This window comes from Variovorax paradoxus (assembly GCA_016806145.1).
Taxonomy (GTDB): Bacteria; Pseudomonadota; Gammaproteobacteria; order Burkholderiales; family Burkholderiaceae_C; genus Variovorax.
The window spans coordinates 236,624-258,362 of record CP063168.1 but is presented as its reverse complement, the minus strand read 5'-3'; the positions used below and the strand labels follow the sequence as shown (position 1 = coordinate 258,362).

Here is a 21,739-nt window from a genome sequence, read left to right as displayed (position 1 = left end):
ACACGAGCTATTCGCAATGTAGCGTCTGCTCGGTCTGAACTGGCCACGCGCAATACTTGACGCGTGGTTGCGCGATGTCAGATTGGAAATTCCATTCGTCTTGAGAGTGACGCCGCTACTTAGATCGTTACTTGAAGAGACGATTGAGATCGATGCTTCGTCTCCCAAGGCCGAGCTCATCGTCCACCTCACACTTTATGAGTTGACGGAGATGGTGGATGCACCGACATCTTGCCCCTGCCGACGAGTCCAACAGGACGACGTGTCGCTACGATCGCTTGGCAGACCAACGCATTTCACTCGACCTGAGTGAAATTGCTTTTCGAGCTGCGACGTCTGTTCGCACAGTGAGCCGTCTCTTTCCTAAGGAAACTGGGCTTACCGTCAAGTCGTGGCGGCAGCGAGCAAGAATTGTGAGAACGATTAGCAGCTCGCACGAGGATTCCCGCCCTCGAAAGTCGCCTACGACTCAGGTTTTGCAGTACAGCAGCCTTCTCACATGCATTTCGTCAGGTTATTACCATGAACCCAACCGCGTTTCTCCAAGAAAATGGTTGACTGCGACAGTCAGCACACGGACAAAGAAAACGAAAAACCTCGGAAAATCTGTCGATCAACTTCTAATTCTATGAATTGATACCTTTCAGTTCGTGGTTCAGTACCTGAGAGGGGTCACCGGCGCTGATCGGTACCAGTCGATGGCCGCAAGCGCTAACGCGTCGATGGAATCAAGTATCGGTACGGCAAGCCCAGCACGCCGCGAATGCGGCAAGGCGACCGGCAATTCCGTGCATCCAAGTACGACTGCCTCAGCCCCTCGTTGCAGGAGTAAGTCAACGCAGCGTGCAACGGGGCAAATGATTCTGCGATTCGATTTTTCTTAACGAGTCGAATAGGTTCAGTACAGTACTTCTCAACTTCTGCGGTGTCGGATGTCACGCATTCGTATCCACTCTCCTCCAGAAGGTTTTGGTAGAGGCGCGCATCGAGAGTCACATCTGTTGCCATCAACCCGATTCGTCCAGAATTAATTCCTCGACGATGCAAATCGTCAATCACTGCGCGAGCGATGTGCAATACTGGACGCGATGTATTTTCGACCATCTGGGGGTGCCAGAGATGGGCCGTGTTGCAAGGAATTGCTATGGCGCCCGCACCATTCTGGATCAATGCCGCAATAGCGTTGTTGAACCAAGGAAGAGGACTCTCTCCGCGTCCGAGGAATCCCGATGGTCGGTCTGGAATTCGAGGGTCACTCCATAAAATTGTCGGGATGTGATCTTGGTCTCGTTGCGCTGACGTCAGTTCAATGAGGGGGTGCGGCGGAAAACTTGGACTACCTGGAGATAGTTCATGTATTCATACGAAGACCGCATCCGAGCGGTCACGCTCTACATCAAGCTGGGCAAGCGCACCGGGGCGACTATCCGCCAGTTGGGCTATCCGACGAAGAACTCTTTGAGGAGCTGGCATGAGGAGTACGTGCGGCGCCTGGACATGTCGCCCGGCTACGTGCGCTCGAAGCCGAAGTATTCTCAAATTCAGAAGGAGCAGGCTATCAAACACTACGCCGAGCACGGGCGCTGCATTGCCTCCGCGGTCAAGGCGTTGGGCTATCCGTGCCGCGATTTGCTGCGTGCCTGGATTCATGGAACTGGACCCCGACTCCCGCCAGCGCGTTGTCGGCAGGGCCGTTAGTACACCTCGGCCGCCGCAACTGAAGAAGCTGGCGGTCCTCGAACTGTGTACTCGTGAGGGAAGCGCGCAGGTGGTTGCGCAGAAGCTTGGCGTGAGCAGGCCGACGTTGTACAACTGGAAGAACCAGCTTCTGGGACGTGAGACGCCCGCATCAATGAAACACACCAAGCAATCCCCGCGTGCTCAAGAGCGTGACGAGCTCGAGCTCGAGCGCGAGGTTGAGACGTTGCGCCGCGAAGTGAGGCAACTGCGCCTTGAGCAGGACCTCCTGAACAAGGCTAATGTACTGTTAAAAAAAGGCCTGTGCGCCGATCTGCAGCTCCTGTCCAACCGGGAGAAGACACTGCTGATTGACGCCCTCAAGGAGCATTACGGCTGGCCAGAACTCCTTGCACAGTTGGGCCTGGCACGTAGCTCGTACTTCTACCATCGGGCCCGCGCAGTGGTGGGCGACAAGTACCTCCAAGTGCGGCAGTCCATCACCGAGATCTTTGAGTCGAACCACCGTTGCTACGGCTACCGCAGGCTGCAGGCCTCGCTGACCAGGCAAGACGTCACCATCTCCGAGAAGGTAGTGCAGCGCCTGATGAAGCAAGAAAGCCTGATCGTGGCCAAGCCTCAGCAGCGCCGATACCCTTGCAGAATCGCTAGACGAGGTAGCACTCCGCCCGTGGTGAACCGCATGTCGAAAGGAGGTGGTTCTTCCGCTCAGCGACACTCAGGCACGCCTTCAGCACGCAAAAGGGTGCCTGAAGGCTAATTGGCGCAACAACGGGTTTCTGATGGGGGACTCGGAGAGTCGTGGTATGACCTTGCGTAACGTTGGGGAGGCTAAACAGTTCATCAGTAAACACGACGCGGCATTGCGCAACGCATCGCGTCGGCCCTGAACCCTACAAAGCATCGCCGCGAAGACGGTTACGCACTTCACGCGACCTGGAGGACTTTGGGCCGCGTGCATCGAGTCACCGCCAAGTGCAACTCATTCATCCCGATCCGAAGACGACCATTACCTCTCGAAGAATCGATCCGCCCTCTCCTCCTCGCGTTCTACTTGAATGACGGCCAACAGCCGCTCCAGCATGGATCGCAGATCGCTGATGACCACCGGCTCGTCCCAGTCGCCGCGCTGGACCTCTGGGTCGAGCGGCGTGCCGCCGCGGTTCAGGGATGCGACCGCGGCTTCGCACAACCGCCCCACCGCCAGAACCCATCGGTATGCCAAGCGCGCCTTCCTGGGGTCGCTGAACGCCTCACGAGACAGTTCGAAGAGCTCTGCGAGCGCTTGGCGATCGAGCCATTCCTCACCCACCTCTTGCTCCACCGGCTCGAGGAGCTTCGACAGTTCGAGCAGATGTTCCTTGGCCGCCACGTAGAGCACCTGGCACTGAGCCGGATCATTCCAGGGCGTCTCGGACTGAGAGAACTGCGGCGCATGCGCGTCGCGGCTTCCTGAGACGGGACCACTGAGCTGCCTCAGGAATTCCTGCACCACCGCGAACAGACGCTGCATTTCCGGTTTGTCGACCATCGTGTTGTCGGCCATCTGATGCCCGTTGATGCGAAGCGCGGTGCCTCGCACCTCCAGGGCCCGAACATCCTTCCACTGCCAGTCGATCGGCGACACCATGAGTTCCTTGATACGGATGCCTTCATTGGTCAGGATCAGGCCTTCCTTGGCACCACCAAACACGGTGGCATCCATCATGACCAGAACGTCTTCCTCCTTGATGTCCATCGCATAGTTTCCTCGCGCCGCGGCAAGCTTTTTCGCGGGTATTGCGGGAGCGAAGTAGGTGCGGCTGAACCCTCGGTACGGCGCAAGACGTTGTTGCAGCATCTCCCGCAGGCTCAGCGCCACCCGCTTGTTCGCGTGCGGCTCCCCGCGACTATCCGCCTGCCCGGTATGGGTGTTCTTGCCGGTCTGCGCGGAGCGCTCCCGGGCTTGGCTGGCTTTCTCCTGCGTGGCCCCACGAGCGCTCTCGTTGAAGGCTCTGCGTTGGCCAGCGTCGGACAGAACGGCATAGGCAGCGTTGACCTCCTGCATTTTCGCCGTTGCCCATTTCATGGTCTCGGCGTCCGCGCCGGCGTACTTGTCCGGGTGGTATTGAGTCCTGCGGCTTCTGTAGGCGAGCTCGATCTCCTGATCAGAGGCACTCGGGCGCACGCCCAGGACGTCGTAGTAGTTCATGATGAGGAAGTCGGAACTGAAAATTAGCAGATGAGCAGGCGGTCGGCGCCCTCGAACCAAAAAAATGACTCCCGCAGTCCTCGCTCGCGACCCCTGTGGAGGGCGCGAGCTGAGGGCCGGAATGAGTTACTCGTAGAGCTTCTGGCAGGTGCCGGACTCGTAGATGTCGCGAAGCCTTTCGCCCTGGCCCGCGGGGCTGAGCTTGTACAGCGCCAGGTCGTCGGTCAGCTTCTCTCTCATGGCCATCATGTAGATCCGAGGGTTCTCGTTCTTCTGCTCGAGCAGCGGTGCGATCTTCCTGATGGCCGCGTCGGCCTGCGAGTGACGGCTGAAGATCTTCGCCACGTGGGCGCACTTGTATGCGTCGTAGATTCGGCTGTCGTTGCTGGAACAGCCGGCCAGTCCGCCGAGTGTCAGAGCCAGAGCACAGCCCCACCTGCCCAGCCGCATGGGAGTCGACGGCATATGCCCTCGTCCCTCAGGCGAAGTAGATCGCCACCAAGATGGCGATCAGAAGGATCCCGCCGACGAAGGCACCCAACCCGGGGAAGATGACTGCCGGCCACACGAGCCCTTTGCCCAGCGCAACGCCGAAGCTCGCGCCAGATACGAAGATCCACTGATACAGAAGCACCAGAACGCCGATGGCGGCATAACCAGAAATGAGTTTTCCTTTGAGATTCATTTGAATAAATGGTGAATGGCTGAAAATGTGCAAGCTCGCGAAAACCGGAGGCGTGGCCCGGGGAAGTCGCAAGCTCGGAAGAGAACTACTCTTTTTTTAGGCGATAAGCACTTGAGCAGGACGACGCTCACCGCGCGGCACGCTCAGCACTCGCGCTTCTTGTCAAGAGGCTTGCGTGGATCGGTGCCTAACACGGCGCCCTCCTTGGTCACACAAACGCCGTCAGCACAGCTATACCCCGGCAGCTTGAGGACCGCGCGATCCGCGTCGCCGATCTCGCAGCGCAGTTCGTCGAAGTCGAACTCCTTGTAGTCCCGTGCGTTTTCGTTGGTCGTGTAGTACACGCCCGTGCCTCCCGCCTGCACCTGGATGGGATAGACAGGGAACCTGAGGTCTCGGCTCCAGCCTTGGATCTGGATTTCCATCGCCGAGCGATCAATCCGATGCTTCACTGCATCGGGATTGATCAAGGGGTCAGTGGCGCCGGCCAGGGCGGCGAGCGAGAGGCCGTAGAAAAGCAGAGCTGTGCACGCGGCGAGAGAGTTGCTTCTTGCTAGCCCTGCTGCTGGCGGGTGATGCCCTGCGCCGCCACCCGCGACTTTCGATGCCTTCAAGACACTGGGCATGGCTTTGATAAACCTGCCGACGGTATTCAGGCTTGCTTGCTGCCCGCCTCTAGGGACGCTGGCCTACCCGTGCGCTCGAAGGGCAGCTTGAGAACGACAAGCGCGGCCAGCACAAGTACGCCTGCCCAAGGGAAGCAGAAGGCCCAGGCGAGCAGACCCCACGCCCCGTGGTAGCCAAGCTTCTTAGCGAAACGCCAGCCCAGCAGGGGAGGGACGACCAGGCCGGCGAGGATCAGAAGATGAAAAATGTTGAATGAATCCATGGTGGTTTAGTTAAGAAAACAAGTGTCTCTCCGGGAAAGCCACGCCCAGCATCGACGGCCTCCAGCGAGGTTTCGGCCTATACCCAGCAAGGACAAAGAGCTTTTCGATACTAAGGAATCCTTAGTGTAAGCAAAAGTTGAAGCTAAGACTATCTGAGGATGCCGGTTGGCTCCAAATCGCACATCGACTCCTCCCTCCCGCTGTTTTCCCGGCGGCTGAAGGAAGCGCGGTTGCGCGCCGACCTGTCACAAGAACAGCTTGGCGTTGTGGCGGGGGTTGACGAGTTTTCGGCGAGTGCCCGCGTGAACCAGTACGAACGGGGAAAGCACACGCCTGATGTTCTGATGGCCTCGCACTTGGCGAAAGTACTCGCCGTTCCGTTGTCATACTTTTGGGCAGAGGACGACGACGAGGCAGAACTGCTCCTGCTTTATCACAGGCTCTCCCAAAGAAATCGACGACAGGCGCTGCGACTTCTTCAAGATAGCTTTCCTTCTGCAGCCGCGTAGCGACGATCAGGTTGGCCCGACCTTTTTCCTGAACCGGCAGGACGTCGCGTTGACGCCGGAGTCGAGCAGCGCGAAGAAAGAGCGATAAGTAGCTTTTTTGCCACTCACCATTCTTCTCGTCCGCGCCGAGCCAGCACAGCGCCCACCGCGATCCCGAACAGCAGAGCCAGCGCGTAGGCGACCAAGTACTCCAGGGGGCTAGCGCCTGGCAACATAGCCCGCCCCACAGCGTCGTCTTTCCAGAGCACGGCCCCAATGACAAAGCCCCGGCTCCTTTCTGACGCCGGGGCTTTGTGCCGCAAGGTTTAGCAGCCTCATGATGCGAGCTCCAAGGCGATCTTGAGTGCGCGGTCCTTCAACGCCGCCCCCTGCCCGAACCAGGCGCTGTCGAGGCGGTAGTCGTCGTTCCGAGCCCTGCGCTCGTGATCGACGAACTCCGTCACGGCGTTGAGCAGTCCCCACGCCGTATTCTTCGCCGAGGAAAGGTCTGCCCCCCGCCCCTGCCCGTCGTACAGGCCCTGGACCTTCTTCAGCGCCCGCTCGTTGAAGAGCTTCTGATCGCCCGCGGCCTCACGCTCGGCGTTGCATAGGACCTTGAGAAAGAAGCCCGAAGCCTCGCTCGCCTTGACCTTTCGGTCGGCCAGCGTGCGCATTCGGAACATGAACTCGTCCCAGCCGGCGACCGCCACACCGAGTTCGCGCTTGACCGCGTCGGCATCGAAGGCCGTGCTGTGTGAGACCTTGACGGCCCCTTGAGCGGTCCCCAACGCCGCGGTGAGCGAGTTCTCGCAAGCCACACGGATGGTCGTCGGCGTGGCGATGGTGGCGATCGACCCGTCACAGGACGTCGCCAACAGCAAGTAGCCGCGGACGAGATCGCTGCCCTTCAGGACAGCCTCGCGTCCCGTGCGCGCCAGCGCCCAGAACTTTCGCCCGCCCTTCAGGATGCCCGCCGTCTCCAGCTCGTAGCCGGAAAGCTCGGTGAGATCCCGGTAGAACTCGAGCACTTCCAGCGGTTGCACGACCTGGTATCGGCTGCTAACGACTGACAACGGCTGCTTCGAGTCGCTGCGGTAGAGCACCTTCTGCGACTCGTAGAGACGCAGCGACTCTGCCGCCCTGCCCTCCTCGGCCTCGAACCGCACGGGAGCCTCCTTGATGGTCCAGTCCATGCCGGCCTTTTGGGCCCAGGCCTCGACCGATTGGTGTGCTTCCAAGGCGTGGCCCGGGCGTTGACGCCCCGCCTTTTCATTGAGCACGGTGGAATGGATAGCAGTAGACATGATGGATGGATTCCCTTAAGTTGAAGTGATTGACCAGCGTACTGCTCAAAAAACGAGCACCGAGAAGGTGTGCCCGCAGTCCGTGCAGCGCCGGTTGTGCAAGATGGAAGCGTCGATCGCTGCGCCGAGCGAGGAGCCCACGCTGCAGCCCGCGACGCCGCCGCTGATGCCGCCGAGGACGGCGGAGGACGGGGCCCAGCCACGAAGCGCCAGGAATGTTCAAGGCGTTCGCAGGGCCGTCGTCGTCCATGGCGCCGTGAAGCACGGCGCCACAGATGCCACTGACGATTCCCGCCACAGTGCCGGTCAAGGCGCCCGCGCGTTTACCGAGCTCGCGGGGAACGACCCGCGAAGATCTGCAGGTTGGGCAGCCTTCGCCCGGGAAGGCGTCCGAGTGATACCCGTCGTCGAGCGAATCGCAGTCGGGGTCGAAGAGGTGTTCACTTTCCATGGTGGTGGCCGGGTCGTTCACGCCGAAGAGGCTCGGACCCGGTGAGTTGAGGGAACAGTTGAGCCTGGCCCGGCAGGTGGAACATCGAGAGCGCTGCTTCGCCTGATTCGCCCCGTGACTTGGGATCCCGGGGCCGGCGGTGGGTGCGCACTTCCTATGCGACCAGACGCAGAGATCGCAGGACATTTCGGCGCTAGTTCCTAACCTTCGGCCGGTCCTGATGGATGAGCGCCGAACGGTCATGGCGGATGTCCTCTTCCACGGCGTAGGGCAACCTCCGCAGCCGACAGGGATCGTGTTCCTTGAGAAGAAGCATTTCCCTGTCCACCGAAGCAAGGAAGGTCTCGTCGAACAGGTCGTCCGTGGGCCCACGCTCTTCCTCCGCCGCACTGGAGTGCTGCGCCGACTTGCTCATGCGGTTCTCCCTTGGAGGAAGACCTGCTCGACGTGACGAGCGCCGCTACCGTGCGCGGGCAACCCTACGATGAAGCCGCGCTCCGCGCGCTGGCACAGCCCGCAGCTCATGCAGTCGGTCTCACCAGAGACTGCGGGGCAGATCATCACCAGACGCCCTTCGGGTGTCCGAAAAGATCGCCTTGTGCTGGAGGGCAGCGCGACGACCACCGGTGCACAGCCAGTCGCCGCAAGGCTGTCCGCCTGAGCGAGGGTCTCGGCACTCAGATTGACGGTGAAGCCGCGATGGTTCGCACGACGCAGCGCCGCGCGGTTGCCGTCGCTGGGCCTATGGTGCGTGTACGTGAAGCCACGACGGCCACTGTTGGCTCGCACGATTCTGTCCAGAAGTGCAATGTCCAACTCTCCAATCGCCGTCGGCGCCAGATCGCCAGCCTGGTTGTGTCGCCACAAGGCGCCGCGCCGGATGGATGCGACGTCCTCGAGCAGCTCCTCGAAGCTTCCTCCTCGGTGCCCTTCGCTGACGTTTTTCCAATGCAGCGCGAGCGGTCCGGTGTTGGCGTAGCAGCCGACGGCACGATAGCTGCAGCTCGCGGGGCAGGAGTTCCTGCTGGTTGTGGTGACGGGGATCGGTCCGGTCTTGGTGTTCCGACTTACCCGGGTGAAGTGATAGGTCAACGTGGGTGGTAGCCCCGACGTCGAAGTCGATTCGGTCGGCGCGAATTGGTCGCCGGCCGTGGCAAGGCCACTGCGCATAGGCAGGTCTCCTAGGAAAAGGATATGCGCCGGTGAGGGCGAAAATGGTGCAGGCGCCGCGCGGGCGCGCACATCGGGCTCGACCGGAGGTCGAGTCGACGCGCACGTCGCGCGCGGTGCTCGCGGGCGATGGCGCGTCAGGAGGGGTCGGTTGACCTCGCGGTCGGGACCCTGGGACGCCTTTCGGAAAAGAGGCGCGCGCCCTCAACCCGAGGGCATCGGCGCCCGGCGGCTTCGGCGCGTATAGACCGGCACCATGCGGGTGATGCCCAGACGATCGTGCAGCACGACATGACGAACGAGCAGCCGCATGTCAGTTCTCCTCGCCAAGCCTGCGCAACCGGGCGTCGATGCGGTGAAGCACGACGTCGCGATCCGTATGGCTGGAGTTGGCCTCGTACTCGTTCTCGAGCCAGTCGCGCGCGAAGAACAACGCCTCCTCGCCGAATAGCACGAGCGCTACCTTGTAGGGCTCGAAGCGATCTTCGTCGTTTGGCAGCTGTGGATATCCCAGCATCGGCTCCGCGGTCACGCCCAGGCTTTGGAAGTACGCGTCCGTGGGAAGCCAACCGCCGAAGCAGAAGATCGTGCCGCAAGGATGCCTCCAGTGATCCAGTTCGACTTGGCCTGGATGCAGCGAAAGCATCAGGGTCCGTGCCGCCTGCAGATTCTTTATCCAGAACGCTGCGCGCTCATCGGGTTTCATGGTTTGGATATCGATGTCCATTAGAAATGTTCAGAGATGCGGCATACACCCCGACGACGACCTGCACCCGCTGGGAGCCAGGTCTTCGTCGGGATCTGCCTGGGAAAGGAAAGAGCGCGATCAGCGCCCGTAGCGCCCCTCGAGCTTGTCGAGTAGTTCCACCGCGCAGCCGTGCCAGGCCCGACCGGCCACCAGCGGTGTGTCCACTTCTTCGGGGGACTTCACGGACACCGCCTTGGCGTAGACCTCGATGGCGCGCAGGACGAACGCCTGGATCAGCGCCCCATGCTTCGAGTGCTCCATCAGATCGACGACGAACTCGACGTTGGTCGGATGGCTTTCGCTCATGGCGCGCAGGCCTTTTGCGACTCGACGGCCTCGGAATCCAGGATCTCGCACCGGGACTGGATGATCTCCAGACCCGCTGCGGCGATGCTGCCGGGGTCCAGGAGCATCACGACGTCGTCGCTGCTGCCCGAACGCATCGAGGTCCACTCTTGAGCGGTGAGCCCGACTTGCACCGCGCGCATGGCCGCAGCCGCCCGCAGCGCCTCTACGTCGCCGATACGCAACTGGGCGGTGAACACGACCGTGCGTGTCGACGCGCTCATTGGAGGCACTCCTTGGAGTCGGGGTGCGTGCCTGGTTGCGCCTGTCGCCCGACAAGGAGGGAGTCTTCCTCCAGGACGTCGCTGCGCACCACCTCGGCCACGGACAGCTGCCGGCGTGTCATTCGGAACATCACGCCATCGCTCACGCGGCGCACCTGCCAGCCGCGACGCCCCAGGCTACGTACGAGCTCGAACACCTGGGTACCGTGATGAACACACGCCCCGGCGCGAATCGCGGCAGTCCTGACGGCTCGCGCCGCATGGAAAGCGCGCACCTGCTCTCGCCAGGCCGTGGCGTACGGCCCAACAGGAGCATCGGCTTGCGCGAGGAAGGAAAGCGGGCAGTCATAGAAGAACGGCCCGGAACCCTCGTCCATGCTCTTGACGAAAACGTCTCCCCGCCGGCTCTCGACAAGCGTCAGGCCGATCCACGTGATGGTCGAGCCGTCGCCCCTGTCCGCCCGGGCGAGATACCAGAGCCTGTTGCCCATCAATCTGGAGGCGATCACTGCGGAGTTGCGTTGCACACGCCGCAGCTTTTCGCGAACGACCTGCTGCTTTGTTCCACTAAAGACCAAGGTTCCCATTTCAGCCTCCAAGGTGGGATGACGCCGAAAGCCGGGCGCGCACGAAGTCGATCGAAGCCGAAACGAATTTGGCAAACACAGGAAATCTCCTTACGGTGAGAAACGAGACAAATAAAAAGGCCCGCATCAGCGGGCCAGGTGTGGATTGGTTGAGAAAGCTATGAGCACGACCGCAAAGCGAGGAACTCGTTGTCGATGCGCTCGATCGGCAGGTCGAGCAGAACCCTGGAATCCAGGGCGATGTCGGCCGATGGAGGGCGCCGCGCCTGCACACATTCCCAGAATGCTGCCTCGCGAGCTACCAGTTCTCCAACTGCCCGAGGTTCGACCCGGACGCGATGAACCTGCAGGTCGCGCCCTCCAAGCAGCACCATGACGTCGATCGCCTTCGCGGACGCGACAACAAGCTCGTGGAGCGCGCACGCTCGGATATCGAGCGGCATCTCGTCGCACCAGAGCGCGACCTCGGACGACCCGACGGACAAGCACATCAGAAGTTCGACTTGAGCCGATCTAGCTACGTGGTCGGCCCATCCGCCAAGCATCCAAGGATGTTCGGCATGTCTGCTTTGTTTAGTGCGCTGCAATCTGTATCCGGTGCGCACGGCATAGTGCCCACGCAACAGGGTCTCGATCACTCGGCTCCAATGACTGGATGTGCCGCCCTTTACCCTCTCGCCGAGTTCGGGTCGGGACAGATCCAGGCGGTCCACTATTTCCTTCCAAAGCCGTACGGGCGACTTCGCGGGGCTGAAACCAAGAGCCGCGGGAGCGTCGAGCGAATCGATGCCCCAGGGCATCTCGGCATGCTCGCCGGCAGAACCCATACGGGTCATGACGCTTCCACCCTCCTCGATGCAAGAGGCCCCGTGTTCCAGTCGGAACACGGGGCCTCTTGAATGAGCGCCTCGCGGCTTGGTATTAGCGGTCGGATGCGTCGGCCGAACGATCGACCAGGTCGATCACTGGATGATTTTCTTCGACTCATAAGAATATGTTTTCTCCGATGCGGTGATTTAGGGATTACAAATGGCGGTGGATCGGCAAAGATGCTGTTGGAGTGCAGGTACCGCCGCGAGCAGGAAGCGAGTGCAATGCGTACTGAACTCGGTCATGTCATATGGGATTGAAACTTTCTGGAATCGAATACAACCCTGCCACTGTCGACGCGCGGGCATGTTCGATTCATGGCGCCTGACCAACGGATCGCTCCGAGGCGGTGAGATCGCAGCGCCCCAGACGGCCTTGGTGCTGCCCCGCATAGCCGCTGCGTGAGCCTGCCCGAGCTGAGCGTTACCAGGCGGGCGTGAAATGAAGGCCAACGCTCAGACTGCGCGATGTTGCCAATGTTCGTGACTTCGTAAGCGACGATGAGGTAGTGCTTCCGTCGACCGCTGTCTGGACCTATCTGCCCCTTGCGTGCGTCGGTCTTACCCGGGGAGAAGTGCGATCGCGGCTGTGGGCCGCTTTGAACTTGCTACCGTCGATGGCCACCACGGCTTGAGAGAAGAGCTTCATTTGACGGCACAGCGCGATGAAGCTGCGGCACACATTGCGGACGTCCTTGCCGTTGTCGCGGCGGAAGTCAGCAATGGTCTTGAAGTCGGGAGTCAAGCGGCCGGTGAGCCACATGAGTTCGACGTTGCGTTGGGCTTGGCGCTCCAGCCGGCGGCTGGACTGGATGCGACTGAAGTAGCTGTAGATATAGAGCTTGAGCAGACCGATGGGTGATATCCCGGGCGGCCAGTGATTGCAGGGTCTGCGCCCTCGAAGCCGAGAGCGCCTAGATTCAATTCGTTGACGAACGCATCGACGACGCGCATCGGGTTGTCTTTGCCGACGTAGGCATTCCGGCAACCAAGTGAATTGGTATCGGTCTGCGCCTTCGATAAATCGCTTCATGAGCCACCTCGCTCGAAACGGTTGACCTCAATTTATTTTTTTTGACTGGCACTTGGGTAAGGGTTTTCACACAGCCTCGGCCCGAAGCGGAAATCGGCTACGCACAATTGAGCCCCGAAAAACTGACTCTCAGGGCGCGTACCGAATCGCTGCGCTTCATCCTAGACAAACGACGTGGACCCGCCATCCGCGCCGACCCCGAGCGTCCAAAGGTACTTGTCGAAAATGCGGTCAGCGAACCAAAGTTCTTTAAAAACCGCCTTTGCCTCGGCATGCGCATCGGACGGGATGCAAGTCCACGCGAGCTGGCGAGGCAGGTTAACAAGCGCTTCCGCGAGAACTCCCTTGTGCGCATCAAACTGGTCTTTCCAGACTGCCGCATACTGCTCGTAATCGACACCCAGTTTGCCTCGAACGCCTCCGAGCCGGCCGAGTGCATCAACTGCGCGCTTGTCCAGTATTCGCACCTCGTGCTCGCCAGCAAACCATAAGAACTTCGTGGCGGCCGACAGCAGATTGGTTCCAGTAATGCTCTTTACCGGTGAGACCTTGCCCAATTCAATCGCGAGATTGCGTACCTTGACTTCGGCTTGCTGCGCGCTTTGAGCGGCGGCCGTGAGGTGCGCTGCCGCCGTCAGCCATCGTTGGCTGCTCGAGAGCGGATTGTCTTTCTCAGTCTTGAATCCGCGCGCTACCATGTACTTCGCCGCGAGATTTCCTAGGACGAGAGCATCAATTGCCTGAGAGCCGTTCTTTCTCAGCTCTTTCATGAACTTGCGGTCTGTCATGAACCATTGATTGGTATAGGAAAGCGCCGAGTGCTTTAGCAACCAAGGCGCGCTTACATCTGATTTTCCCGTCATCGATTTCATTGGTCTCCGTTTTTGAAGAACTGGTGAAAACTTGGAGTACACGCCATCGGAGGAAGACCAATGTGATCTTCCGGCCCGTAAACAGACTGACGCAATCAGTCTGCTCTTGGCCGACTTAGCCGGTCACACGGCCGCCGCGACGAACCCGTTGTCAAACTTTTTCTTCGCGCGAGAGCAGCACCCGCCTGGAGCGTCAGCGTAGCCGTTGCGCACTACACGAGGCGCAGCAACTTGCAGCCGGTCTGCACAGCGGTTTAGCGCACTCACGGCACAGTGGGCCGTATTGACTCACCCGGTGATGAAGGAGCGCATTGGAATTGGTCTCCTTGAAACCAGTGATTCGCTCTTACGCGGACAAGAACAGATAGCCACCGCTTTCTGCGCTTCCGCCAATGTGCATCCCGTCTCTTCTCGATCTCTTCACCTGCTCGAAGTAGCTGATCGGGTCGACTTCTTGCCGTTCTTCCTCGGTCAGCATGGGCATGTCAGCCTTGCAGCGCCAACAATACATCGTGATCACCATTGAACCCCTCCCTCACCGTTCCCGAAAGTCTGCTGGGAGCAATTGGGGCGACCCGACGTGCAACTTCTCTTGGCCGATAGCGAAAGTCTAGCCGCACGCGCTTGCTTTTCAGTCAAGATCGAATGGCTGACCGCTTACCAACGCTTTTCTCATCCAACACCTACTTCCTTCCTTCGACCAGCCCGATCGGTTTTTCTCTAGGGCCTTCTGCTTTGAGCGACGCTCGCCATCTCATCCTGTTCAGCAGGAAGAAGGCAAGTTCTCATTCGATCGGCACTGAACATGTCATAGATTTTTTCGGTAAACGTTGAGTTGATGATCTTGGGCAAGGAAACGAGCGATCGCGTCGACGGTCTCCATTGAGATTCGAGGCTGGGTACCGAGAGTCTTATCGAGGTTCCAACCTTTCAGACGCGTCAAGAAGTCGATGCCCAACTCGTGGATCTGATCCAGTTCGGCAGCTAGATTCGAGAGAACGATTCCTCTGCGAACACGTCCTTTCCCAAATCTTCGATCGAGCGAGCTCTGTAGGGCATCCGCTGCTTCATTCAGCTGCCTGCTAGGACTTCGCCCTCCAGCATCCTGCAGGACTTCCTCCGTGGGATATACATATCCATTCGCGGCACGTTTTCGCCTAGTCCACTTCAATGCAGAACAGGAGATGAGGCCCTTGTAGTGCTTGACCTCGACAGCACAAACACCCGAGGGTCCGATGAGTACGTGATCGATCTCCCCGCGCGCGCCCTGATATCCCACAAGAAGAATCCAACGATCATCCAGATTTCTTGAAAGGAAACGGGTAACATCCGACTCGCCCTTGCGGCCCGCTGTCCACCGCTGCTCCTCGGTGCCAGGAGGCTCCATCACAGCTATCGGAGCAAGCCCAGGCAGCGGGGTCACAATGCTGTCGAAGATCAGGCCCAACCCCTTCGCGAACTCACGATCGGAAAAGGCTTTCACGGGTGCGGCAATCATGTTCCAACGCGCCCGAATGCGCGCCTCTTCGGAATCCTGGCGACGAGTCTTCGCTTCTTCGTATCGCCTGCCACGCAATTCAGCGTGCTCCTTGATCCGGTCTCCCGTATGGTTTGACAAAATTCTCAGCTGCAAGTCGATTTCCCGTTTGTTCTGTATTTTCACCGCCCATCGCCTGACTGTTCGATGATACGAGAAGCGAGGATTCAGCGGTCCCGCCGCCCAATACCGCGGCTTGCGAATACCCGAGCGCGCTAGCCAGGATCCAGGGTGGTTCCGTGCAAGGAATCACGAACTCGGGCATATCACAGGTGATCGAAATATTCTGGAATCGAACGGTGACGCAGCCGATGACACGTGTCCGGTCCGACATCAACCAGCCTTCGATTTACCCAATCTCCAAAGGGCCTCGGCTCCCCGTCCCCGCTCGTTTTCGATATTGACCTCGTCAAGCGCGGCCCTCTTCGCAGAATCGATTCGGTCCCTCAACCATTCGCTTCGGGCTTTCGCTACATCACGCATTCGCGGGCCGCACCGCCGCATTGATCGACCGACTCGTCATTGCCGAATGATGGCCAATACGGACATTTTCGAGGGCCAATAGAATCTGCTCGCGTCGATCAACGCAACCGGAGACGATCGTTGCTCCGGATCAGAAAGCTAACGTTTTTGAAAGTGGCCATGAGCGAGACAGTAGAAAGTCCAGACAACAACAAGAAGCAGGAAGCTGAATCCCTCCTCCAGGACGTCGTCACGAGGCTGGAGGTTGAAGCGAAGGAATCCGGCATTCCCTTGAAAAAGCTGATACGCGCCGGGGCAGCAGGACAGCTTGAGCTTCTTTTCCAGCGGCCTCCATTCAATCCGCGAACCGTACTACGTCCTCGAGGCAGTGAACTGATCACAGGCGAACCAAGCTTGATGCAGACGCCGGACTTTCTCAAGCTCGAAATGGCCGATTGCGGCCAACTTCTCGATCGCCCGGCCGCCCTCGTCAATGCATCGACGATGGGATATCGAAGCAGGGGCGATAACACACACCTTTCCCGGATCGCTCCCTCGGACGCCGGGAAGAATCCGATTTTTGCCGTCATGGTCGACGGCAAACCATTTGCCCCCCTCGATCCGCAGAGCGCGTTCTGGGGAACATGGGCGCTCTGGTCCGACGCGGGGCCCATTCAACATGCTGTGCGCAAGGAGGACGTCTTCGTCAGACGCGCGGAAGCAAGACGCTGGCGCATGGAGAGGCACTATCCTGGCAAACATCTGGCGGTGAGCGAGAAGCCGGGCGCCGAAAACGACCTGCCGGGCTTCGCAGACATGAACGACGACCACAAGTCGCCGATGCTGCAATGGATGTGCAAGGCTGCGGTGCTCTTCTGGGCCAAGGAAGGCATTGACCCCAAAGACCCCGACACCTATCCAACAAGGAAGGAGATCGTCAAATGGTTCACCGACCTTGAAGGACAGGTTTTCACGAAGACGACCGCCGGGCAAGCCGAACGCCTGATCTTGCCGGAATTCGCCCGCACCGCCCGAGCCGCGCGCCCTGAAAAGCAGCGGCAGGTGGTGAGGTCCAAGGCCTGAAGAATGCCACCCCTACCAAGCCTTTAGCATAAACGCCGACGGCTGTAAAGTGGTGAAAAACGCGGCAGGTGATCGCGTTCCGAGGCCTCCACAGCGAAGGTCTCAAAACGGACGATCCGGGCTCTTTACGAAAGGAGTCCGATGTTTTCCCCGCCCAACCATTACGGCCAAGGCCGCCCCCACCTCCGGGGGCAGCGCCCTTCCCGAACCGGCAACTGCCGAAGCCCGAGAGGCGCTCGCGCGCAGCTTCCGAAGTTCAAGGGTCCCTGCTCCCTTGCACCCGAATCAGGCACCAGCGCACCGGACCGTGCGCTGGTACCTGCCTCGCCCCCGAAGTGCGCGCCCTTCTCCGTCATGCCGACCCCCGCGCTGCCGCCGGCAGATCGCGCAATTCAGCCCCAGGAAGGGGTTTCGCGCCTCCTCTTCATCTGGGAGGTCGAGCGACGCATCGGACTGCGGCACTTGGCGATTCTGGCGCGGCTCAATCCGGGCTCGAAGCACTACGACCCGAGCTTCCCGGCGCCGGCGCGCCGCGAGACGATGCACGAGGCAAGCTGCCGCCGTCATGAGACGCTGCGATGGCACGCGTGCGACATCGACACGTGGGTGCGCAATCGCTCCGCCCGCAGCAACCGCTGATTCCAACCCAGATATCCGATCCCGCCTTTTTGCCTGCCGTCACCGGTGTCGCGCTCGAGCACACCCCAGTGCTCGGCGAAGCCTTCAAACCTGGAAAGAACCGATCTAGATGAACTACAGCCATGACCATCTTTTCCCCATTGGCGCTTGCATTCGCAAGATCGCGCAGCGCTGGGACTCGCTGATGACCAATGTGCCCTTCGCGGCTCTCGAAGCCCATGTGCGCGACCACCGGCCGACGCCTCACGACCTCGACGCATACCAGCCCAGTTTCGGCATCCCCCCGACCGCCGCGGGCCATTGGGACCGCTACGCCAAGGTCGCCAAACGTGGACAGATCGCAGCCTTGGAGATCGCAACCGCGCACTGCGTGGCAGCTCGCGTTGGTGTCCCCAAATCGCTCGCCGGCTTGCTCGCGGCGGCGGATACAGGTTGCCGTACGTTCGATCACCTGCGTGTCGCCGAGCAGCACGCCATCGACAAGCGGCACGCCGACCGCGTCAAAGGCGGCAAGACCCGTCAGGATCGCCTGCGCCCGGCCCGGGAGTATGCGTTCAAACTGTTCCGCTCCATGTGCCCGGCGGGGGGATGGAAGGACGCGGCGCACGCGGCGCGCACCATCTACCCCAAGGTCAAGGAATTCGTGTGGAGCAGCCGTCTCCCCATGCTCGCGGAGGACAGCCTGATCCGCACCATCCGCGGTTGGTTGAAGAAAGCCTTCTACGCGCAAGGCTGACCCCCTCCACCACTCGGCCTCGCATGTGCGAGGCCTTTTATCTTCCCCTCCCGGTTGACCGTATCCAATCGTCAGCTCCATCCGATCGCCCGCCCAAGATCCGGACCGCTCCGGCGAGACCTCGAGCTGACGCGTCCGCGGCGGCATGCCCGGCCGCCGAGCATCGACATGACCGCAGCGATCGCCCGGCCAAGCACAAGACGTCCTTGCATATCGTCAGGAAGAGCTTTGCGCGCTAGACGGTGACCTCACGCGCAGAAGTCTCGATGGTGGACTAGCAACCGAGGCGATCAATTGCGCGCGACGCCGGGTGCAGCGCTGCCGCTCACGCCGTCCGAGATTGCACGATCGGGCTGCGTCTGCAGAGCGATCTCGACCAAGGTATCGACCCAGGGCCCTCCGCGGAATCCAACGATCTGCAACGGCGCCCAAACCACAAAGAGCGACTTTCCGACTCCCGGGGTCCAGATCTCGAGGCTGGACTGCCCCAGGGCACCATCGAGCTGCGGGGGACGTTTTTCGATCCAAAGCATCTCCAGCCCGTAGGCCTCGAGCATGCGATAGGCCGGCTGGCGTGCGTTGCCTGCCTCGAGTTTTCCGCGGGCCTTGATCAGCGGAACCAGGGTCGAGATCGCCAGATTCGCGATGTACTGGCGGTTGTAGCGGGTCTTGTTCATCTATTTATTGCCTTGTTGAAAAAATATCCGCCTTACTCGCTGGCAGAGCGCAGAACATGTCGCGGGAGTCCGACGGGCGCACCGGGCTGGTCCTGCGAGACCGAGGGCGCCCCACCGAGAACTCCCTCCTCCAGAACCATCTGCGCCAGGGCTTCCGTCCACTGGTCGGCCTCGAACATGTGCACATCGTGCGAACCCGAGTAGGTGCAAAGAACCTTCACGCCGTCGAAGGTCCGGATGTCCAAGTCGCAGTGCGACTCCTCGCCTGCCACGGCACCGACATCGTCATCGTCATCGTCATCGAACAGGGCCATCCGCAGATGACGATGCTCCCAGAGCAGACAGCCGGCCTTCGAAAGGTAGCGATCGCTCCGATGGCCATTCTTCCGGATCAGCAGCTTGATCGCCTCGACGATCAATCTCACCGCAATCCGATTCTCTCGATAGATCTGCATTCGACTCCAATTCAAAGGGTTGACTCGCATCGATCGATTTCCGGATGCGATAGAAGTTGTCGCGACAAAATGAAGTCTATGGCCGACTTCGCTCTTCCAGGAGACGTCAGCTCAGCGCGATTCGAACTCGACAGCTTTTTCTCAATGCGCCGATGGCGCTCGACCGATCGGACTCGCTGCGCCGATAGGCGAGAAAGGACGAGAGAAGGACGAGACGCGAGACAAGATGCATGAAGACGAGAGAGAGGGACAGAGAGAACGGCGAAGTCCCCCCGTCACTTTCGCCAGGCCGCCCGCGGAACACAACACCCCATAGATGGGTGCCCTTCCCTACCGTCCCGCCTCGCAGCGGCGCAGACTGCCAGTCCGGCTCCGAAACGTCCAAGCACCTGCGAAGCACCGCCCCGCCTTCGTCTTCACCCTCACGAGGTCGCCGAAGTCGCTCGCATGCGCGTTCCGCACAAGGAACACGACGCCAGCGCGAAACATCGCGCAGCCGAAGACTCGAGCCTGCATATCGCTCTGCTGACACCACACCCGAACGTCAGCGATCGGCGATCTGCGTCCACCAATCGCCGACTGTCACTCGGTCAGACCGCCTCGGCTTCGAGATCGGGGAGGCTTTGTCTGCGGGGTCGACCGCCCGACTTGCCCATCTCGTCCTTCTCCTCCTGCGTGAGCATCTGGCCGCGGAAGAAGGTCCTATGCGTACCTTCGAACTTGAGCCAGAAGTCGGTCTTCGTCAGGTACGAGACCACGTTCCTCATGAGCAGCTCTCGCTTGCTCACGTCGTCGTGCCAGATCATGCCGATGCCATTCATCGCGTAGTCGACCGCGTTGCAGTTGAAGTAACGCCCCCGGCCCTCGGTGATCTTGTTCTTCCAGAACTCACCGAGCAGGTATCCCAACGCCTCCCCATTCCACTGCTTGTGACCATCGAAGAAGAGGAGCAGGTGGAAGTGATAGCCCGTGAGGGAACCGTACTCGAAGGTGCACAACCAGCCGGTCAGAGGAAAGTTCTTCCGGATATGGCGAATGAAGCGATCGAACTGATGGCGAGCCTCGTGCGCGTCCACGGTGCTCGTGATGCCTCGACGGTCTGGATCCTCGCAGCCGACCACCAGGTCGATGCGGACGGCCAGATTCTTCGAGGCCCGATAGGTGAAGATCTCGTCGATGTACTTGGCGGCGGACGCGTCGTTCTTCTGGCACTGGCGACGACGCGCGTCCAACTCGGCCAGGAACTCCTTCGTCGCGGCCGCCTGACGCAGCCACTCCACGAAGTGCGTCGCCACACGGAAGATCTCCTGGGCCTCTTCGCCCCTGGCGCGCTTGAGGTCGAGAAATGCATTGAGGATGTTGGGATTGGCATCGATCGCCTTGCTCAGCAATTCGATGTACGGGTTGTAGGCGTGGCAGGGGAAGTATTCCTGGAACTCGCGCAGATCCTTGCACACGGCTTCCTGCAACCGGTCCCCAAGCAAGGAGCTTCTCACTCGCGGGAACGTCGGTCGGGGGCTGAGGGTGAACAAGGGATCGCTCGTGTCCGTGATCTTGCGAACGAACTGGGCAATCCTGCGGACACTCCGCGACACCCGGTACTCTTGCGTACGGATCAGAGTCTGGGGTGCGTCGCCGATGACGTGACGCGGCGATGCCTCGGACTCCATCAACTGATCGAGTTGTTCTAATGAGAACATGGTTTTCTGCTTTCGTTGGTTCTTTGCTTCTGCAGTTCTTGGGTTCTTGCTCGAATGCCTTGTTTCGGTCGTGTGTTTTCGGTGGCTCGATGCTGGAGGGGTATTGCTTGTGGTACCCGAAAGTGGTTGCTTGATGTAGTTGGTTGTCGATGAGGCTCAGGCTGTACCAGCCTGCGTGTTTCCATTCGAGTGCCATATGGAACACTCGGCAATATCCTCCTGTAGCGTTGTTGAATATCCTTCTCTGTAAATAGCTATTCCTTGGATAACATACGTTCCTAAACACCCGACCAGGTTTGGTACGGGCGCTCTCACGAGGGATCGTTGGTTTGCTCGGCAACTCCTTCTGTTTCGAGTGGGCTGCAGCTTGTCGAGTTAGGACCTGCTGCAGAGACGAATCGATTGTTCAATTCGAGTTCGCCGCGCAACAAGTACACGTGCTATCCCCTTGGGCAACTCGCTCAGCACACGTCGTGCATCCGTGAGCGTCAGCGCCGTGAAGCTGCCCCGACAGGTGGTCGAGTTGGTTCCCGTCGGTCGCAGTCCCTCCTTTCGGCGGTCCTAAGCGGACAACGGCTGGAGCTGGATTGCCTCAAGGCATGCGGGGGGATCGATGGCTGCCCGCGTCACACGGACGAGGCGACATCGCGCGATGCCGGCCTTGTCTTGTCTTGTCTCTGCCATCGATCGAGAGCGCGCTGCCTCGGGGAAGACCATGAGTGGCCGACCGGTGACGGTTTCCCTGCATCACGCATGCAGGTCAAATATGTACATAGCTCGGCATTGGGTGCGGATATCCAAGGACGAGGTGTGCTCGCCGCGAAGCGGCGGTGTCGTCGAGTAGTTTCCAAGACCAGGTAGCGCTACTACCTGGCCTTCGTGCCTAAGCACGACG

General features: G+C 60.2%; 23 protein-coding genes and 3 pseudogenes. 5 read left to right on the top strand and 21 right to left on the bottom strand.

Translation table 11 applies throughout. The features are described 5' to 3' along the window. Positions 1 to 655: 655 nt before the first annotated feature. Positions 656 to 1,104, bottom strand: a pseudogene (locus INQ48_43685) (aspartate/glutamate racemase family protein). Positions 1,105 to 1,353: 249 nt separating this feature from the next. On the opposite strand from INQ48_43685, the pseudogene INQ48_43680 reads away from it, so the two are divergent. Then, positions 1,354 to 2,332: pseudogene (locus tag INQ48_43680) on the top strand (IS3 family transposase). Between the two features lie 375 nt (positions 2,333 to 2,707). Here INQ48_43680 and INQ48_43675 read toward each other — a convergent pair. The 5 genes from INQ48_43675 to INQ48_43655 all read right to left on the bottom strand — a co-directional run bounded on the left by INQ48_43675 (position 2,708) and on the right by INQ48_43655 (position 5,463). After that, positions 2,708 to 3,889 carry a J domain-containing protein gene (locus INQ48_43675; GenBank protein QRF63294.1) on the bottom strand — a complete coding sequence of 394 codons (1,182 nt, stop codon included), beginning with the start codon at positions 3,887 to 3,889 and terminating at the stop codon, positions 2,708 to 2,710. Positions 3,890 to 4,015: 126 nt separating this feature from the next. Next, positions 4,016 to 4,234: a hypothetical protein gene (locus INQ48_43670; GenBank protein QRF63293.1), complete on the bottom strand. Its 219-nt coding sequence runs from the start codon at positions 4,232 to 4,234 to the stop codon at positions 4,016 to 4,018. A gap of 133 nt (positions 4,235 to 4,367) precedes the next feature. After that, a complete protein-coding gene (locus tag INQ48_43665) occupies positions 4,368 to 4,574 on the bottom strand; it encodes a hypothetical protein (GenBank protein ID QRF63292.1) in 207 nt (68 codons plus the stop codon). Positions 4,575 to 4,717: 143 nt separating this feature from the next. Further along, positions 4,718 to 5,200: a hypothetical protein gene (locus INQ48_43660; protein QRF63291.1), complete on the bottom strand. Its 483-nt coding sequence runs from the start codon at positions 5,198 to 5,200 to the stop codon at positions 4,718 to 4,720. Positions 5,201 to 5,226: 26 nt separating this feature from the next. Then, the gene (locus INQ48_43655) at positions 5,227 to 5,463 is read right to left on the bottom strand and encodes a hypothetical protein (protein QRF63290.1); all 237 of its coding nucleotides are present in this window, start codon (positions 5,461 to 5,463) and stop codon (positions 5,227 to 5,229) included. Positions 5,464 to 5,622: 159 nt separating this feature from the next. Between INQ48_43655 and INQ48_43650 the strand changes: the two genes are divergently transcribed. After that, complete coding sequence (locus INQ48_43650; GenBank protein ID QRF63289.1) at positions 5,623 to 5,973, top strand: helix-turn-helix transcriptional regulator; 351 nt, start codon at positions 5,623 to 5,625, stop codon at positions 5,971 to 5,973. Between the two features lie 314 nt (positions 5,974 to 6,287). On the opposite strand, the gene INQ48_43645 is transcribed toward INQ48_43650, so the two are convergent. From INQ48_43645 to INQ48_43590, 12 genes and pseudogenes are all read right to left on the bottom strand, one after another. After that, positions 6,288 to 7,256, bottom strand: coding sequence for a DUF932 domain-containing protein (locus tag INQ48_43645; protein ID QRF63288.1), 969 nt, complete (start codon positions 7,254 to 7,256; stop codon positions 6,288 to 6,290). After that, positions 7,222 to 7,728, bottom strand: a complete 507-nt coding sequence (locus tag INQ48_43640; GenBank protein QRF63287.1) for a hypothetical protein — start codon at positions 7,726 to 7,728, stop codon at positions 7,222 to 7,224. Before INQ48_43640 ends, INQ48_43645 begins: the two co-directional genes overlap by 35 nt. A 172-nt stretch (positions 7,729 to 7,900) precedes the next feature. Next, positions 7,901 to 8,122 carry a hypothetical protein gene (locus INQ48_43635; protein QRF63286.1) on the bottom strand — a complete coding sequence of 74 codons (222 nt, stop codon included), beginning with the start codon at positions 8,120 to 8,122 and terminating at the stop codon, positions 7,901 to 7,903. Then, positions 8,119 to 8,799 (bottom strand): hypothetical protein, encoded by a 681-nt coding sequence (locus INQ48_43630; protein ID QRF63448.1) that lies wholly within the window; start codon positions 8,797 to 8,799, stop codon positions 8,119 to 8,121. Before INQ48_43630 ends, INQ48_43635 begins: the two co-directional genes overlap by 4 nt. A gap of 391 nt (positions 8,800 to 9,190) precedes the next feature. Beyond that, on the bottom strand, positions 9,191 to 9,604 hold the full coding sequence (locus INQ48_43625; protein QRF63285.1) for a hypothetical protein: 414 nt from the start codon (positions 9,602 to 9,604) through the stop codon (positions 9,191 to 9,193). 99 nt (positions 9,605 to 9,703) lie between these two features. Next, a complete protein-coding gene (locus INQ48_43620) occupies positions 9,704 to 9,931 on the bottom strand; it encodes a hypothetical protein (GenBank protein ID QRF63284.1) in 228 nt (75 codons plus the stop codon). Next, positions 9,928 to 10,194 carry a hypothetical protein gene (locus tag INQ48_43615; protein QRF63283.1) on the bottom strand — a complete coding sequence of 89 codons (267 nt, stop codon included), beginning with the start codon at positions 10,192 to 10,194 and terminating at the stop codon, positions 9,928 to 9,930. The genes INQ48_43620 and INQ48_43615 overlap by 4 nt, the downstream gene beginning before the upstream one ends. Next, entirely contained in the window at positions 10,191 to 10,781 is a 591-nt protein-coding gene (locus tag INQ48_43610) for a hypothetical protein (GenBank protein QRF63282.1), read from the bottom strand. Before INQ48_43610 ends, INQ48_43615 begins: the two co-directional genes overlap by 4 nt. A 158-nt stretch (positions 10,782 to 10,939) precedes the next feature. Next, entirely contained in the window at positions 10,940 to 11,617 is a 678-nt protein-coding gene (locus tag INQ48_43605; protein ID QRF63281.1) for a YqaJ viral recombinase family protein, read from the bottom strand. 610 nt (positions 11,618 to 12,227) lie between these two features. Continuing rightward, positions 12,228 to 12,683, bottom strand: a pseudogene (locus tag INQ48_43600) (transposase). A 161-nt stretch (positions 12,684 to 12,844) separates the two neighbouring features. After that, the gene (locus tag INQ48_43595) at positions 12,845 to 13,555 is read right to left on the bottom strand and encodes a hypothetical protein (protein ID QRF63280.1); all 711 of its coding nucleotides are present in this window, start codon (positions 13,553 to 13,555) and stop codon (positions 12,845 to 12,847) included. A gap of 808 nt (positions 13,556 to 14,363) precedes the next feature. Beyond that, a complete protein-coding gene (locus tag INQ48_43590) occupies positions 14,364 to 15,218 on the bottom strand; it encodes an NERD domain-containing protein (GenBank protein ID QRF63279.1) in 855 nt (284 codons plus the stop codon). 516 nt (positions 15,219 to 15,734) lie between these two features. Here INQ48_43590 and INQ48_43585 point away from each other — a divergent pair. The 3 genes from INQ48_43585 to INQ48_43575 all read left to right on the top strand — a co-directional run bounded on the left by INQ48_43585 (position 15,735) and on the right by INQ48_43575 (position 18,012). Next, positions 15,735 to 16,637, top strand: a complete 903-nt coding sequence (locus tag INQ48_43585) for a hypothetical protein (protein ID QRF63278.1) — start codon at positions 15,735 to 15,737, stop codon at positions 16,635 to 16,637. A gap of 354 nt (positions 16,638 to 16,991) precedes the next feature. Beyond that, entirely contained in the window at positions 16,992 to 17,276 is a 285-nt protein-coding gene (locus tag INQ48_43580; protein ID QRF63277.1) for a hypothetical protein, read from the top strand. A 109-nt stretch (positions 17,277 to 17,385) separates the two neighbouring features. Beyond that, on the top strand, positions 17,386 to 18,012 hold the full coding sequence (locus INQ48_43575) for a hypothetical protein (GenBank protein QRF63276.1): 627 nt from the start codon (positions 17,386 to 17,388) through the stop codon (positions 18,010 to 18,012). Positions 18,013 to 18,302: 290 nt separating this feature from the next. On the opposite strand, the gene INQ48_43570 is transcribed toward INQ48_43575, so the two are convergent. The 3 genes from INQ48_43570 to INQ48_43560 all read right to left on the bottom strand — a co-directional run bounded on the left by INQ48_43570 (position 18,303) and on the right by INQ48_43560 (position 20,844). After that, complete coding sequence (locus tag INQ48_43570) at positions 18,303 to 18,689, bottom strand: hypothetical protein (protein QRF63275.1); 387 nt, start codon at positions 18,687 to 18,689, stop codon at positions 18,303 to 18,305. A gap of 32 nt (positions 18,690 to 18,721) precedes the next feature. After that, positions 18,722 to 19,144 (bottom strand): hypothetical protein, encoded by a 423-nt coding sequence (locus INQ48_43565; protein QRF63274.1) that lies wholly within the window; start codon positions 19,142 to 19,144, stop codon positions 18,722 to 18,724. 590 nt (positions 19,145 to 19,734) lie between these two features. After that, a complete protein-coding gene (locus INQ48_43560) occupies positions 19,735 to 20,844 on the bottom strand; it encodes an inovirus-type Gp2 protein (GenBank protein QRF63273.1) in 1,110 nt (369 codons plus the stop codon). Positions 20,845 to 21,739 lie beyond the last annotated feature (895 nt).